This is a genomic window from Streptomyces sp. AB3(2024) (assembly GCF_041862025.1).
Lineage (GTDB): Bacteria > Actinomycetota > Actinomycetes > Streptomycetales > Streptomycetaceae > Streptomyces.
In genome coordinates, this window is sequence record NZ_JBGWAB010000167.1 from 1 (window position 1) to 15,190 (window position 15,190).

Annotated in this window: 13 protein-coding genes, 1 tRNA gene and 1 other RNA gene; 6 read left to right on the forward strand and 9 right to left on the reverse strand. The window is 72.5% G+C overall.

The genetic code is table 11. From position 1 onward, the window contains the following. Positions 1-111: 111 nt before the first annotated feature. The 3 genes from ACEPPI_RS36565 to ACEPPI_RS36575 form a co-directional block, all read right to left on the reverse strand. Positions 112-561 carry a molybdopterin-dependent oxidoreductase gene (locus ACEPPI_RS36565; protein WP_373919578.1) on the reverse strand — a complete coding sequence of 150 codons (450 nt, stop codon included), beginning with the start codon at positions 559-561 and terminating at the stop codon, positions 112-114. 79 nt (positions 562-640) lie between these two features. Beyond that, the gene (locus ACEPPI_RS36570) at positions 641-3,424 is read right to left on the reverse strand and encodes a molybdopterin-dependent oxidoreductase (RefSeq protein WP_373919579.1); all 2,784 of its coding nucleotides are present in this window, start codon (positions 3,422-3,424) and stop codon (positions 641-643) included. Continuing rightward, on the reverse strand, positions 3,421-4,248 hold the full coding sequence (locus tag ACEPPI_RS36575; protein WP_373919580.1) for a xanthine dehydrogenase family protein subunit M: 828 nt from the start codon (positions 4,246-4,248) through the stop codon (positions 3,421-3,423). The genes ACEPPI_RS36570 and ACEPPI_RS36575 overlap by 4 nt, the downstream gene beginning before the upstream one ends. Before the next feature lie 223 nt (positions 4,249-4,471). Between ACEPPI_RS36575 and ACEPPI_RS36580 the strand changes: the two genes are divergently transcribed. Further along, positions 4,472-5,917: a PucR family transcriptional regulator gene (locus ACEPPI_RS36580; RefSeq protein WP_373919581.1), complete on the forward strand. Its 1,446-nt coding sequence runs from the start codon at positions 4,472-4,474 to the stop codon at positions 5,915-5,917. Positions 5,918-5,955: 38 nt separating this feature from the next. On the opposite strand, the gene ACEPPI_RS36585 is transcribed toward ACEPPI_RS36580, so the two are convergent. Then, on the reverse strand, positions 5,956-6,354 hold the full coding sequence (locus tag ACEPPI_RS36585) for a molybdopterin-binding protein (protein ID WP_373919582.1): 399 nt from the start codon (positions 6,352-6,354) through the stop codon (positions 5,956-5,958). A 128-nt stretch (positions 6,355-6,482) separates the two neighbouring features. Between ACEPPI_RS36585 and ACEPPI_RS36590 the strand changes: the two genes are divergently transcribed. After that, positions 6,483-8,003, forward strand: coding sequence for an MFS transporter (locus ACEPPI_RS36590; protein WP_373919583.1), 1,521 nt, complete (start codon positions 6,483-6,485; stop codon positions 8,001-8,003). Positions 8,004-8,120: 117 nt separating this feature from the next. Then, positions 8,121-9,737 (forward strand): MFS transporter, encoded by a 1,617-nt coding sequence (locus tag ACEPPI_RS36595; protein ID WP_373919584.1) that lies wholly within the window; start codon positions 8,121-8,123, stop codon positions 9,735-9,737. An 18-nt stretch (positions 9,738-9,755) separates the two neighbouring features. On the opposite strand, the gene ACEPPI_RS36600 is transcribed toward ACEPPI_RS36595, so the two are convergent. From ACEPPI_RS36600 to ACEPPI_RS36610, 3 genes are all read right to left on the reverse strand, one after another. Further along, entirely contained in the window at positions 9,756-10,256 is a 501-nt protein-coding gene (locus tag ACEPPI_RS36600) for a hypothetical protein (RefSeq protein ID WP_373919585.1), read from the reverse strand. Between the two features lie 286 nt (positions 10,257-10,542). Continuing rightward, entirely contained in the window at positions 10,543-11,850 is a 1,308-nt protein-coding gene (locus ACEPPI_RS36605; protein WP_373919586.1) for a carotenoid oxygenase family protein, read from the reverse strand. Next, on the reverse strand, positions 11,847-12,407 hold the full coding sequence (locus ACEPPI_RS36610; protein WP_373919587.1) for a hypothetical protein: 561 nt from the start codon (positions 12,405-12,407) through the stop codon (positions 11,847-11,849). Before ACEPPI_RS36610 ends, ACEPPI_RS36605 begins: the two co-directional genes overlap by 4 nt. 98 nt (positions 12,408-12,505) lie before the next feature. Here ACEPPI_RS36610 and ACEPPI_RS36615 point away from each other — a divergent pair, with 98 nt between their 5' ends. After that, a complete protein-coding gene (locus ACEPPI_RS36615; RefSeq protein WP_373919589.1) occupies positions 12,506-13,018 on the forward strand; it encodes a PadR family transcriptional regulator in 513 nt (170 codons plus the stop codon). Positions 13,019-13,037: 19 nt separating this feature from the next. Here ACEPPI_RS36615 and ACEPPI_RS36620 read toward each other — a convergent pair whose 3' ends face one another. Beyond that, positions 13,038-13,262 (reverse strand): hypothetical protein, encoded by a 225-nt coding sequence (locus ACEPPI_RS36620; protein WP_373919590.1) that lies wholly within the window; start codon positions 13,260-13,262, stop codon positions 13,038-13,040. A 174-nt stretch (positions 13,263-13,436) separates the two neighbouring features. Beyond that, positions 13,437-13,524 (reverse strand) — tRNA-Ser (locus tag ACEPPI_RS36625). A 141-nt stretch (positions 13,525-13,665) separates the two neighbouring features. On the opposite strand from ACEPPI_RS36625, the gene ffs reads away from it, so the two are divergent. Together ffs and ACEPPI_RS36635 are read left to right on the forward strand one after the other, a co-directional pair. Then, an RNA gene (gene ffs / locus ACEPPI_RS36630) (signal recognition particle sRNA small type) lies at positions 13,666-13,764 on the forward strand. A 65-nt stretch (positions 13,765-13,829) separates the two neighbouring features. Continuing rightward, positions 13,830-15,190 (forward strand): DNA polymerase III subunit gamma and tau (locus tag ACEPPI_RS36635; RefSeq protein ID WP_373919591.1); only part of this gene is annotated, 1,361 nt, incomplete at its 3' end.

The window sequence follows — 15,190 nt, forward strand, 5'->3', positions numbered from 1 at the left end:
CGGTGACACCACCCCCCGGATCATCAACCGCAACAAGGGGGGGAAGTCATGCCGGACCCGAAGGCCGGTAGCCCCATTGCGGAGCCACAAAAAAGGTAACGGGGGGGGGGATCACACCCCGACGAGCGCCGGGACGGTCAGGGTGCCGAACCACACGTGGGTGACGGCGCTGACGTAGCGGGCGCCGCAGCGGTCGGAGGGGACCACCAGCTGGCTGCCCGGCCCGTCGAGGTCCGCGCCGTCGAGGCGGGTGGCCAGCAGGACCGGGCTGCCGCAGAAGTCGTCGTCCAGCTCCGCCCAGGACAGGACGGTGTGGTGGCCGTCGCCGCCGCTGACGGCGAGGAGGTAGCGGCTGCGGTCCTTGCGGCGGCGGGCGTCGAAGACGGGGCCCGCACCCGAGATCACGTCCCGCAGCAGCGCGCCCTCGAAGACGTGGTGCTGCGGGCCGTTGGTCGCACAGTCGAACGTGACCTCGGCCCGGTGCTGCGGCCAGGCCCGCAGGTCGCGGACGCTCAGGGTCGCCGGATGGTCGAGATCGCCGTGCAGCAGGAGTGTGGCCATGGGTAGGGCATGCCCGACTCGCGTCTGCCTGGAACCTCATCTGCAAGGTTCAGGTGTACCTATGAGCCGCAGCTGGGTGTCATTTGTGGGATTCACCTTGCAACTTCCGGGCAATGCCCTGCCAGACCACGTCGCGTGTCACCGGCATCTCGGTGAACCGCACGCCCGTCGCGTCCCGCAGGGCGTTCGCGAAGGCCGGGGCGACCGGGTTGAAGGGGCTCTCGGACATGGACTTGGCGCCGAGCGGCCCGATCGAGTCCGAGGTCTCCATGAAGTGGACCTCCGTGCGCGGGACGTCCGCGTACTGCGGGAGGCGGTAGCGGCGGAAGGCGGCCGTGGTGACCTCCCCGCGCTCGTCCACCCGTACGGTCTCGAAGAGGGTGGCGCCCAGGGCCTGGGCCACGCCGCCCTCGACCTGGCCGCGGCACTGCATCGGGTTCATGACCTTGCCCGCGTCCGCCGCGTGCACGCTGCGCAGGATCCTCATCTCGCCGGTGCCGGGGTCCACCGCCAGGCGGAACCACTGGGCGTTGAAGGCCACCGAGCGGGGGGAGCCGGTCCAGTGGCCCTCGGCCGTCACCTCGTGCAGCTTGCCCTTGTCGTACGCGGCCTCGTACAGCTCCTTGAGGGTGACGACCCGGCCCGCGCAGTCGAAGGCCTCGGCCTCCAGCCCGCACAGGTGCCGGGCCGCGCCCGTGTGCCGGGCCGCGATGGTCTTGAGGCGCTCCGCGAGCGAGTCGGCCGCCAGCAGCACGGCCTTGCCCGCCACCACCGTGCCGGCCGAGCCGAACGCACCGGTGTCGTGCCGGACGACGTCCGTGTCCGACTGGCGGACCGTGATCCGGTCGACGGTGGTGTTCAGCGCGCCGGCGGTGATCTGCTTGTGGACGGTGGTGGTGCCGTTGCCGAACTCGGCCGTGCCCACGGCGATGTCGTACGTCCCGTCGCGCAGCAGGCTGACGGTGGCGTCGGCGAAGTGTCCGCCGGGCGGACCGGTCGCGATCATCGCGACGGCCGAGCCCGTGCCGGTCAGCCAGCCCTCCGGCACGTCCTCGTGGCTGCGGTCCTCGGCGATGGCCTTGCGGACGACGTCCATGCACTGCTTCATCCCGTACGAGGCGATGAAGAGGTCCTCCTCGTGGCCGATCGGGGTCACCAGGTGGTCGCCGGCGCCGATGACGTTCTTCTCGCGCAGTTCGAGCGGGTCCATGCCGAGCCGGAGCGCGAGCTCGTCCATCGCCGATTCGAGGGCGAAGAGGACCTGCCCCAGGCCGTAGCCGCGGAAGGCGCCGGCCGGCACGCCGTTGGTGTAGACGGAGTACGCCTCCACCTGCTTGTTCGGCGCCTTGTAGACGGCGAAGGACTCGCCGACGCTGTGGAACATGACCGCCGGGCCGTGGTTGCCGTAGGCGCCGGTGTTGGAGAGCACGCGGATGCGCAGGGCGGTCAGGGTGCCGTCGGACTTGGCGCCGATCTTGATGGTGATCTTGAAGGGGTGGCGGGTGGTGGCACCGTAGAACTGCTCGGCCCGGGTGAATTCGAGTTTCACCGGCCGCCGCAGCTTCAGGGCGGCGAGGAAGACGATGTCCTCGGTCAGCATTTCCTGCTTGCCACCGAACCCGCCGCCCACGCGGCCCGCCACGACACGGACCTCGTCCTCACCCAGGTCGTAGAGGGCGCACAGCGCCCGCCGGGTCAGGAACGGCGCCTGGGTGGAGGAACGGACGGTGATGCGCTCGCCGTCGCCCTCCTCCTTGGGTTCGAAGTACGCGACGCTGCCGTGGGTCTCCAGGCTGGCGTGCTGCACGCGCTGGGTCTGGAAGGTCTCCTCGTAGACGACGTCCGCCTCCGCGTACCCCTTCTCCATGTCGCCGAGGGTGTTGTGGACCTCTCCGCACACGTTGTTCCCGGCCCGGAAGATCCCCGATTCGGGGCCCTTGGGGTGGAGGACGGGCGCGCCCGGGAGCATGGCCTCCTCCGGGTCGATCACGTACGGCAGTTCCTCGTACGTGACGACCACGCGGCGGCAGCCCTCCTCGGCCGCCTGCTCGCTGTCGGCGACGACGGCCGCCACGCGCTGGCCGACGAAGCGGACCACGTCGTCCAGGACGCGGGTGTCCATGGGGTCTTCGGTGGGGTGCTCGTGGCGGGCGGAGGAGTACAGCCGGTCGGGGGAGTCGTGGTGGGTGAAGACGGCGTGCACGCCGGGGACATCCAGGGCGTCGCGGGTGTCGATGGAGACGATCCGGGCGTGCGGGTGCGGGGAGCGCAGCAGCTTCATGTGCAGCAGCCCCGGCACCTCGACGTCGAAGGTGTAGCGGGCGGTGCCGGTGACGACGAGCGGGCCGGCGGGGGCGCCCAGGGACTTGCCGACGGCCTTTCCCGCCTCGGGGCTCTCGGTGTGCTTGACCCCGCGCACCGCGTCCTCGATGGCGCGGTACCCCGTACAGCGGCAGATGTTGCCCTTGAAGGCGCGCGGGAGGTCCTGGAGCTTGCCGTCGTCGTGGGCCGTGCCCTCCTCGGCCTGGAGGGCTGCGGTGGTCATCAGGAAGCCGGCCGTGCAGAAGCCGCACTGGAAGCCCTGGGCGTCGAGGAACTGCTGCTGTGCCGGGTGGAGCTCGCCGCCCGGCTTGGCCAGGCCCTCGACGGTGGTGACGGAGCGGCCCTCGGCGCGGACCGCCGGGTAGAGGCAACTGTGCACGGGCGCGCCGTCGACGTGGACCGTGCAGGCCCCGCAGTCGCCCTGGTCGCAGCCCTTCTTCACGCCGAACCAGCCGCGCTCGCGCAGATAGGTGCGCAGGCACTGGCCGGCCCGCGGCTGGTCCTCGAAGCGCTGCTCGTTGATCTCGATCCCGTAGCTCATCGGGAAGCCTCCTCCAGCGTGAGTTCGCGGCGGATCTCCTCCGCCAGGCGCAGCGCCATGTGGCGCCGCCAGGCGGGCAGCCCGTGGATGTCGTCGAACCACTCGTCGGCGCGGACGGTGTCGTCGATGGCCGCCCGCAGCTCGGCGGCGGTCGGCCACAGGGCGAACCAGAAGCGGAAGGGGCGGGTGGTGGCGGCCGAGACGGTCACGGCGAAGGAGCCGTCCTGGGGGTCGGCCGTGCCGATGATCAGGGCGCCGGAACGGCCCAGTCCGTAGAGGGAGGCCTGGCGGAAGGCCGTCCGGCAGCGCAGCGCGCGGGCCGGGATGCGGACCGAGCGCAGCAGGTCGCCCTCGCGCAGGTCCTTGACGCCCGCGCCGCGGATGAAGTCGGTGACGGCGAGCCGGCGGGTGGCGCCGTCCTGGCCCTGGAGCAGGACGGTGCCGTCGAGGCCCGCCGACAGGGAGATGATCGGGCCGGCCGGCAGGCCGTTGCAGAGGTTGCCGCCGACGGTGGCCATGTTCCAGATCTTGAAACTGGCGAGGAAGGCCCGGCAGCACTGCTCGATCAGCGGAGCGGCGGTCATCGCCAGCGACCGGCCGAAGCGCGAGAGCTCGGTGATGGTGCAGGTGGCGGCGATGTCGAGGGAGCCGTCGGGCTGCCAGGACAGGGGCGGCCAGCCCATGCGGGAGAGGTCGACGAGGCGGCGGATGTGGGGCTGCGGCTCGGAGAAGAGGTACGTGCCCCCGCCGAGCCAGGCGTCACCGGGGCGCCAGGGCTCACGGCGGCGCGCGTCACGCACGTCGAGCACCGTGTTGAGGTCCATTTCGCGCCACCAGCCTCTCTCCAACCCGGGCGTCCTCCTCAGTGAAGCAACGGGCCGGGGGCCGAAACGACTGGTCCCGGACACGGAAACCGGACAGGTTCCAGCGGTTCCCCTTGGATAATCAACCAAGAGCCATAGGCAGGGGCTGCCCTTGCATTTACGATGAGATTTCTCGTATTCACCTGGCGAATGTGGGTCACCCCCACCGCAAGGAGTCCCTGCCATGCACGTCCTCGACCTGCTTCAGTCCGACAGCCTCGGTCTCACACTGCTCTGGGGTGAGGAGGCCCTTCTCGGCCACGAGGTCAGCGGGGTCACCGCCACCGACCTGGAGGACCCGGGCCGTTTCCTGGGTCCCGGGGAGCTGGTGCTCAGCGGACTCGTGTGGTGGCAGGAGGGCGACCCGAGGAAGGTGGACCGTTTCGTCTCGGCGCTCGCCGGGGCCGGGGCCACCGCCCTCTTCGCGGGTGAGGAGACCCACGGAGGGGTCCCCGACGACCTCGTCGCCGCCTGCCGGGCCTACCGGGTGCCGCTGGTGGCCGTCCCGGCGCGGACCAGCTTCCGGGCGGTCACCGAGGCCGTCTACCTGCGCCAGTGGGGCGACCTCAGCCGCCGCCCGACCCGGACCTTCGCGCTCCCCGAGAACGTGCGCGCCGAGCTGAGCCGGCTCCTGGAGCGCGGGGCCGGCCCCGACGAACTCCTCGACCGGGCCTGCGCCCACCTGGGCAAGGTGCCCTGCTACGTGCTGACCGCGAGCGGTCGCACCGTCGCGCGCAGCCCTTCGGCGCCGGTGATCCCCGCACGGCGGGCGGCCCCCGCGCGGGACGGGCTGTCGCTGCGCGTCGAGTCCGAGAGCTCCCCGTACGACGCCTGGCAGCTGTACCTGCCCGACGCGGACGCGGCGCCCCCGCGGGTGCTCCACGAGATCGCCGAGGTCCTCGCCCAGTACCGCGACGGGCACGCCCGCCGCGCCGCTGCCGGGCGGGCCGCCGGGCAGGCGCTGGTCTCCCTGCTGGCGCAGGACGCCGACCCGGCGGCCCTGGAGGAGGCGCTGACCGCGGCCGGACTGCCCGCGGGCGGGCCCTACCGGGTCCTCGCCGCGACCTCCGGCGACGCGCTGGCCGAGGCCCTGGGCCACCTGGAGGGCGTCCGGTGGGCGGTCGGGGACCGTGCCGCCGTCCTCTACGACGACCCGGACGCGGGGACCGACCTCACCGCCGGGCTGCGCGCCGTGTGGCCTCTGCTCCAGGCGTGCGGGGGCCCGGACGAGGACCTGCGCCTGGGCGCGGGCGCGCGGGCGGCGGGGCCGGAGCAGCTGCGGGCCTCCCTGAACCAGGCGCTGTTCACGCTCACGGCGGCGGGCGCGGAGAGCCCCGTACGGGCCGTGGAGCAGCTGGACACCCTGACGGAACTGCTGGCCGGGGTGCCGCCGGAGGTGCGCGGCGTCTTCGGCGCACGGACGCTGGGGCCGCTCGGCGACGGCATGCTGCGGGAGACCCTGGAGGTCTTCCTGGCCAACAACTGCTCGTGGGCGCGTACGGCGGAGGTCCTCCACCTGCACGTGAACACGGTGCACTACCGGATCGAGCGGGTGGAGGCCCTGACCGGCCGCGACCTGTCCCGCCTGGACCACAAGCTGGACCTGTACGCGGCCCTGCGCTGCGGTTAGCCCCCGGGCCGCCGCCGCCCGGGGCGGTGGCGGCCCTCTCAGGGGACGTCCACGTGCACTTCCGTGGACTTCACGCGGGCGGTGACGCTGACCCCGACCGCGATGCCCAGCTGTTCGACCGATTCCCGGGTCACGACGGAGACGATCCGGTGCGGGCCCGACTGGATGTCCACCTGCGCGCTCACCTCGTCGACCCGCACCGCGGTGACGATCCCCGCGAAGGAGTTGCGGACGGAGGTGGCGGCGGCCGTTGCGGGCAGCCGGTGCAGGCCGGTGGCCCGTTCCTTGGCGAAGGCGGCGAGCGCCGCGCCGTCCACCACGCGCGTCCCGTCCGGGTTCCGCAGCGCGGGCAGCCGCCCCGCGTCGGCCCAGCGGCGCACGGTTTCGGGGCTCACGCACAGCAGGCCGGCGGCCTGCCCGATCGAGTACGACGGCACGCGCGCAGCTTATCCGCGCCGGGGCGCCCCGGAAGAGGTTGCGAACGGTGTACGCATCCGCGTACGGTGTTCACAACGCCGAGCGAACGGTGTACGCAGCAGTGTGGGAGAAGGGGAGAGGGACCGCCATGGACGCGCTGGACGGGATCACCAAGAGCGGGGCGGCACGAGACCCGCGCCGCTGGCTCATCCTGATCGTGCTCTGCCTGAGCACGCTCGTACTGGTCGTCGACAACATGGTGCTGACCGTGTCGATCCCGCCGATCGCCGAGGACCTGGGCGCCGGGGCCGAAGCCATCCAGTGGATCATCGAGTCCTACATCCTGGTCTTCGCCGGACTCCTCCTCACCGCGGGCAGCCTCTCCGACCGCTTCGGCCGCCGCCGGGTGATGGTGATCGGACTCGCGCTCTTCGGGATCGCCTCCCTCCTCGCCGCCTACGCCGACTCCCCGGCCCAGCTCATCGCCGGACGCGTGGTCATGGGCATCGGCGGCGCCCTCGTGATGCCGAGCACCCTCTCGATCCTGATCACCGTCTTCGACGAGGAGGAGCGGCGCAAGGCCATCTCCGCCTGGGGCGCGGTCGCCGTCCTCGGCCTGGTCGGCGGCCCCGCGCTCGGCGGCGTGCTCATCGCCCACTTCTGGTGGGGCGCGGTCTTCCTGATGAACGTCCCGATCGCCCTGCTCGCCATCGCCGCCGCGCTGATCCTGATGCCCGAGTCCAAGGGCCCCTGGCGCAAGCCCGACTTCGCCGGCATGGCCCTGTCCGTCACCGGGATGACCGCCCTGATCTGGGCCATCATCGCCTTCCCCCAGGATGGTCCGACCGTCTACGCCGCCGTCGCGGTGCTCGCCCTCGGCGGCTTCGTGGTCCACGAGCTGCGCACCGACTCGCCGATGGTCCCCCTCGACCTCTTCCGTAACCGGATGTTCAGCGGCGCCAGCTTCTCCCTGGTCCTGCTCACCTTCGCCAACGGCGGCCTGATGCTGGTCCTGACCCAGTACCTCCAGTTCGTCGGCGGCTACAGCCCCACCGAGACCGGCCTCTCCTTCACCCCGCTCGCCGTCGCCACCCTGCTCTTCAACGGCCTCGGCGCCACCCTGTGCAACAAGGTCGGCAACCGGATCATGACCGCCGTCGGCCTCGCCGTGATCGCCGCCGGCTTCGGGCTCCTGGCCACCCTGGAGGCCGACGACAGCTTCTGGCCGCTGTGCGCCGCCATGACGGTCATGGGCATCGGCGGCGGCCTGGCGATGCCCGCCGCCACCGCCGCCCTGATGAGCGCCGTCCCCGAGGAGCACGCCGGCGTCGGCTCGGCCCTCAACGACACCGTCCAGCAGGCCGGCGCCGCCCTCGGCGTGGCCGTCCTCGGGGCCCTGCTCGGCAGCGTCTACGGCGGCTCGATGCCCGCCTCCGCCCCGGACGCCGCCCGGCACTCGGTCGCCGCCGCCCTGACCGACCCGGCCCTGGCCGACGCGGCGCGCTCCGCCTTCACCTCCGCCATGTCGGCCACCTTCGGCGCCGCGGCCCTGGGCGTCCTGGCCGCCGCCGGACTGGCCCTGGTCCTGATGCGGGACCGCAAGGGGGCCGCCGCCCCGGCGCAGGCCCCGGCGGAGACGGCCGAGGAGGCCGCGGCGGGCGCGCGCTGAGCCCCGTAGGACGGGCCGGGCACACGGAGGCGGTGGGGGATCTCCCCCACCGCCAACCGGCGTAACCCGGCGGCGGGTCGGGGAGCCGACCCGCGGGGCCCCTGGGACGATCCGGCCATGGGAACCGCGGCGGGTACTCCGGACACCACGGCCAAGGGGCGGGTGGTCCTGCTCACGCTCGCGGCGGGACAGTTCCTGATGGCGCTCGACAGCTCCGTCATGAACGTCTCGATCGCGACGGTGGCCGCGGACGTGGGCACCACCGTGAGCGGGATCCAGGGCGCCATCACGGCCTACACGCTCGTGATGGCGATGTTCATGATCCCCGGCGGCAAGGTCGGCGCGATCATCGGCCGCAAGCGCGCGTTCCTGATCGGCTGCGTCATCTACGGCTGCGGCTCCCTGACGACGGCCCTGGCCTCGAACCTCACCGTGCTCCTGATCGGCTGGTCGTTCCTGGAGGGGGTGGGAGCCGCGCTGATCCTGCCCGCGATCGTCGCCCTGGTGGCCGGCAACTTCGGCGTCGAACGCCGGGCCGCCGCCTACGGACTCGTGACGGCTGCGGGAGCCGTCGCGATCGCGGTCGGACCGCTCATCGGCGGCCTCGCCACGACGTACTTCTCCTGGCGCTGGGTCTTCGCCGGCGAGGTCGTCATCGTGCTCGGCATCCTGGTGCTCGCCCGGCGCATCGCGGACGCCCCGGCCGGCATCCGTCCCCGCTTCGACCTCGTCGGCAGCGTGCTGTGCGCCCTCGGCCTCGGGATCTTCGTCTACGGCGTCCTGCGCTCGGACGAGTGGGGATGGTTCCGGCCGAAGCCCGACGCCCCGACCTGGATCGGGGTCTCGATGGTCGTGTGGCTGACGCTGACCGGCCTGTTCCTGGTGTGGCTCTTCTTCCGCTGGGAGGCCCGCCTCGTGCACCGGGGCAAGGAGCCGCTGGTGGACCCGGTCCTCCTGCGCAACCGGCAGCTCACCGGCGGTCTGACGATGTTCTTCTTCCAGTACCTCGTGCAGATGGGGGTGTTCTTCCTCGTACCGCTCTACCTGTCGGTGGCCCTCGGCCTGTCCGCGCTCCAGACCGGCGTCCGCATCCTGCCGCTCTCGGTGACGCTGCTGGCCGCCGCGGTCCTGATCCCGCGCCTGCTCCCGGACGTCTCGCCGCGACGGGTGGTGCGGTCCGGGGTCCTCGCGCTGCTCCTGGGGGCGGTGGTGCTGATGGGAGCGCTCGACGCCGACGCGGGTGCGGAGATCGTCACGATCCCCCTGCTGCTGATCGGGCTCGGCATGGGCGCGCTGGCGTCCCAGCTCGGCTCGGTCACCGTGTCCGCGGTGCCGGACGAACAGAGCGCGGAGGTCGGCGGCGTCCAGAACGCCGTGACCAACCTCGGCGCCTCGATCGGAACGGCACTCGCCGGATCCATCCTGATCGCCGCCTTGACGGGCTCGTTCCTGGCGAGCGTCCAGCAGAACCCGGCGGTCCCCGACGAGGTCAAGACCCGGGCGACCGTCGAACTCGCCGCCGGTGTGCCCTTCCTGTCGGACGCGCAGCTGCAGACCGCCCTCGACGAGGCGGGCACCAGCCCGGAGGTGGCCCAGGCCGCCCTCGACGCGAACTCCGCCGCCCGGCTCGACGGCCTGCGCGCCGCCCTCGCCGTCCTCGCCTTCGCCGCGATCGTCGCCCTGTTCTTCACCCAGCGGATCCCGGCCACCCAGCCCCGTGCGAAGAAGCCGTAGCCGTACGGCGCCCCGGCCTCAGTGCTTGACCAGGACCTTCGCGGCCACGAGGGCCAGGCCCATGAGGAGGTTGACCAGAGCGGTCAGCGCGATCAGGCGGCGGGTGGCACCGACCCTGACGAGGGCCGCGGTGGCCCAGCCGATCTGCTGGACGAGGGCGACGCAGAGCGCGACCCACCCGGTGCCCTCGGGCCCGAGCCCCAGGGACGGGCACACCAGCACGGCGATGGCCGGCGGGATCGAGACCCCGGCGATCGGCCATTCCCGGTGCGCCTCGTGGCGGACCATCTCCCACGACAGCGGCTGGTGCGCCAGCCGGTCGCCCACGACGCGCACGTAGACGTGCGTCACCCAGAAGACCAGGCCGGTGGTGAGCAGCATGACCACGAGCTGGAGCCGGGGAAAGGCGCCGAGCGAGCCCGCCGTGGCGATGACCGAGGCGGCGAGGAGCGAGCCGTAGACCGCGCCGGAGTAGTCCCGAGCCGGTGATCCCGCCGTTTGGAAACCGCGTCGTTGCATGTGCCCAGCATGGCGAGCGGTCCCGGGCGTACGCCGCCGCCGCGCCCGGCGGCAACCGGTACGGGGCGCCGTCGCGCCGTGCCCACGGACGCGGGCACCGCGGGCGGGGCCGGTCCGCGGTCAGGCGGCCCGGGACGGGCGCCCGTCGGCCGGGATCCCGCAGGCGGACATCCCCGAGGACCTCGCCGCCCACCACGAGCGCCACCACCCCTGGCTCGGCCACCTCGGGGTCCGCGCCCCCGGCCTCCCTGCGCCCCGCCCTCCCCCGGGGCTGAGCCCCCCGTCCTCAGTCCTCGGGGTCGGCCAGCCAGTTGCCGTGGAAGCCGTGCGGCACCCGGGCCGGGAGGTGGACGGTGGCGACCGGCGGTGCCGCGAGGTCGTCCGCGTCCAGGACGACCAGGTCGCTGCGGTCGGTGCGGGCGTCGTGGACGTACGTCATCAGCCAGCCCGGACCACCGCCGTCCCCGTCGGCCGGGGCGAACGCGGCCTCGCCCGGCGTGCGCCCCGGGCCGAAGTCGTGGGCGGCCGAGGCCCCGGTGCGCAGGTCGTAACGGACCAGGGCGCTCCCGCAGGTCACGTGCCCGAACGCCGCGTCCAGCCCGGTCAGCCGGTCGTCCACCCGGGGGAACTCGCCGGGGCGGTCGTCGCACTGCTCCTCCCGGACGGTCCCGGTGGCCGGGTCGGCCGTCCACTTCCACAGCACGGCCTGCCGGTCCTCGTCGACGGACCCGTCCGCCGCGCGCCGCCCCAGCTCGGGGTAGCGCATCCCGTGCACGACGACCGTCCCGTCGGGCGCGTCGTACGCGTTGAGCGTGTGGAACACGTAGCAGGGGTCGATGTCGAACCACCGCACCCGCCCGTGCGGGTCGTCGCGGCGCAGCAGCCCCAGCCGCGCCCCGTAGCCGTCGTCCCAGCGGTAGGGCATTCCCTTGCCGGCGAGGCCGGGGTCGAACACCACGGGCAGGTCCATGAAGACCACGTGCCCGGCGGTGAGGGCGAAGTCGTGCATCATCGTCGGGCCGGGCACCTCGACCGGCCTGCTGAGCGTCAACTCGCCCGAGGCGTCAGCCCGGTGGTAGGTGAGGTACGGGGCCTCCATGATCCCGTAGCCGAAGAAGTGCAGCTCCCCGGTGACGGGGCAGGCCTTGGGGTGCGCGGTCATCGCGGTGGCCAGCCTCCCGCCGAAGTCGTACGGGCCGACGGTGTCCAGGCCGGGGGAGAGCTCGTAGGGCAGGGCCGTCTCGACGAGGGCGAGGGTGCGTCCGGCGTGCCGTACGACGTGGGTGTTGGCCGGTCCCGCGGTGAGGTCGCGGCGGCCCCGCTCGTCGTACGTGCGGGCGCCGTCGGTGAAGGTGCTGGTGCGCACCCAGCGGTTGCGGTACGAGACGGCGCGACCGCCCTCCAGCCGGACTCCGTGGACCATGCCGTCCCCGAAGAACCAGTGGGCGGAGGCGGCGTCGGCCGGGTTCGGCCCGTTGCGCAGGTACCAGCCGGTGAGCGCGTCGGGGAGCCGTCCGGTGACGGTGAGGTCGTGGGAGGTGAGTTCCTCCCGGACCGGGGCGTAGTTGCCCGAGAGGTGGCGGGGGGTGCTCATCGGGCACCGCCCTGCGCCTTGGCCCGGGCGGCGGCGACGTAGCGGACCGTGAAGAGCATCGGGACGACGAACCCGGCGGCCTGGACCAGCGTCGCGGCGGTCGAGTGCCCCTGACCGGCGTGGGCGAGGGCCGTGAGCGCGCCGGCCGTGACCGCGAAGGCGGCGGTCCACACGCCGGTGATGACGGTGTTGATCCGGACGAAGGGCTTCAGGCCCCAGACCTCGCGCGGGGTGGTGCGCTTGGCGATGCCGAGGGTGAACGGCCTGCCCAGGAGCAGCGAGCCCCCGGCGATGAGGGCCAGGGTGGCCGAGGAGAGGGCCGCGGAGTAGGCGTGCGCCGCGGAGTGCGGATCGGCGAACGCGACGCCGGCCAGGACCGCGAAGAAGACCGCCGACCCGATCTCGATGATCAGCGCGTCGAGGCCGGCCCCGGCCCGGCGCTGCTGGAGGGTCACGGCCACCGCGGCGACCAGAGCGGCGAGCGCGCCCCACTGCCATTGGCCGGACGGGAACACCGCGAAGACGATCCACGGGAGGAAGGTGCGGACGTACGACATCGATGGGACCCCCGGTCTGCCTGACATTCCTGTTCTGACATGTCGAAGTTAGACGTTCCAGAAGTGACATGTCAAGAATGGAAGGTAAAGTGAAGGGCATGAGCCTTCGACACGCCCTCCTCGGACTCCTGTCAGAGCGCCCGGCCAGCGGTTACGACCTGCTCAAGCGCTTCGAGACCTCCCTGGCCAACGTCTGGCCGGCCACCCAGAGCCAGATGTACACGGAGCTCTCCAAGCTGGCCGCCGACGACCTGATCACCGTCTCGGCGGAGGGCCCGCGCGGCCGCAAGGAGTACACCGTCACCGACGAGGGCCTGACGGAACTGCGCCACTGGCTCATCGAGCCGCGGCCGCAGCGCAACACCCGCAACGACCTCCTGCTGCGCGTCTTCTTCCTCAACGTCCTCCCCCCGGAGCAGGCGCGGGGCTACCTCACCGGGCTCGCGGACATGGCGGAGCGCGAGCAAGAGGAACTGCGCCGCCTGGAGGACTCCATCGACTGGGGCGACGACCCCCTGTCGGTCCACGGCCGCATCGCCCTGGAATACGGCCTCCGCTTCAACGCCATGTGCCGCGAGTGGGCCGAGTGGGCCGCGGAGCGCATCGGCTAGCGGGGCCCTTCGGCGAGGCTCATCCGGGCGCGACGCCCATCACGCTGCGGATGCGGGAGGGGGTGAAGGCGCGCTCGGCTCCCCGGAGGTGGCACCAGGCTTCGAGGCAGGGCGGATCGAGGGTGAGGCGGCTGAGGCCCGGGGAACTTCCCCGGAAGTCCAGCGTGCCGTCGTGCGGGCCCGTGCTGACGTTGGTGTGGCAGGTGAACGTGTCCCCGTAGCGGGCGAGGACGGTGCGGGCCATGTCCTGCAGCTCCTCGAAGCCCTCGGTGAACCGTTCGAGGTTCCTGCGCCCGCCGGTAGTTGGGGAAGGCGCGTGACTGGGCCCATGCCGAAGAACGTCGCCAGGCAGATCGGGGAACGCGAAGAGCCCCGCTGCAAGCAGCGGGGCTCTTCGACATCGTGCCCGGTGAGGCACTGGCGGAGGATACGAGATTCGAACTCGTGAGGGGTTGCCCCCAACACGCTTTCCAAGCGTGCGCCCTAGGCCACTAGGCGAATCCTCCGCGGCAAACAATACAAGACGTTGAGGGGTGCTCGCGAACACGATCCGATCTTGGGTTTCCGGAGGGGGCGGCGCGGGGTCCGGTGAGCGGATCGGTCGGAGGGCGGGTCGATTCCGGGGGCCGGGATCCGCTAGGGTGGGGCCCAGCCCCTCACGTGGCGCTATCTCACCCAACTCCCCCAGGGCCGGAAGGCAGCAAGGGTAAGTGGGCTCTGGCGGGTGCGTGGGGGGCGCTTTGCGTTCCGGGGCGGGTCCGGGGGCGTCGGCGGGCCGCTGATGTCGGTGGGCCCGGATAACCTCGTAGACGTGTCGTCCCTTGCGCTGTACCGCCGCTACCGCCCCGAGTCGTTCGCCGAGGTCATCGGGCAGGAGCATGTCACTGCCCCGCTGATGCAGGCCCTGCGGAACAACCGGGTCAATCACGCGTACCTGTTCAGCGGGCCGCGCGGCTGTGGAAAGACGACCAGCGCGCGCATTCTCGCCCGCTGCCTGAACTGTGAGCAGGGTCCCACCCCGGATCCGTGCGGCGAGTGCCAGTCCTGCCGCGACCTGGCGCGGAACGGCCCGGGATCGATCGACGTCATCGAGATCGACGCCGCCTCGCACGGTGGTGTGGACGATGCCCGTGACCTGCGCGAGAAGGCCTTCTTCGGGCCCGCGGCCAGCCGGTACAAGATCTACATCATCGACGAGGCCCACATGGTCACCTCAGCGGGCTTCAACGCCCTGCTGAAGGTGGTCGAGGAGCCGCCGGAGCACCTCAAGTTCATCTTCGCCACCACGGAGCCCGAGAAGGTCATCGGGACCATCCGGTCGCGTACGCACCACTACCCCTTCCGGCTGGTCCCGCCCGGCACCCTGCGCGACTACCTGGGCGAGGTCTGCGGCCGTGAGGGCGCCAAGGTCGAGGACGGCGTGCTGCCGCTCGTCGTGCGGGCCGGGGCCGGGTCGGTGCGTGACTCCATGTCCGTCATGGACCAGCTCCTGGCCGGCGCCGCCGACGAGGGTGTGACGTACGCCATGGCGACCTCCCTGCTCGGTTACACCGAGGGCTCGCTCCTCGACTCCGTCATCGACGCTTTCGCCGCCGGGGACGGGGCTGCCGCCTTCGAGGCCGTCGACCGCGTGGTGGAGGGCGGCAACGACCCGCGCCGCTTCGTCGCCGACCTGCTGGAACGGCTGCGCGACCTGGTGATCCTCGCCGCCGTGCCCGACGCCGGCGAGAAGGGGCTCATCGACGCCCCCGCCGATGTCGTGGAGCGGATGCAGGCCCAGGCCTCCGTCTTCGGCGCCGCCGAGCTGTCGCGCGCCGCCGACCTGGTCAACGAAGGGCTCACCGAGATGCGCGGGGCGACCTCGCCCCGGCTGCAGCTGGAGCTGATCTGCGCCCGGGTGCTGCTCCCGGCCGCCTTCGACGACGAGCGCTCCTTCCAGGCCCGGCTGGACCGGCTGGAGCGCAGCGGGCCCCCCGCCGGCGCCTACGCCGCCGGTGCCTTCACCGCCCCGCCCGCGGCCGCGCCCGCCATGGGGTACGTGCCCGCGCCCGAGGCGCACGGCATGGCCCCGGCCGGCGCCGCCGACGAGGGTGTGACGTACGCCATGGCGACCTCCCTGCTCGGTTACACCGAGGGCTCGCTCCTCGACTCCGTCATCGACGCTTTCGCCGC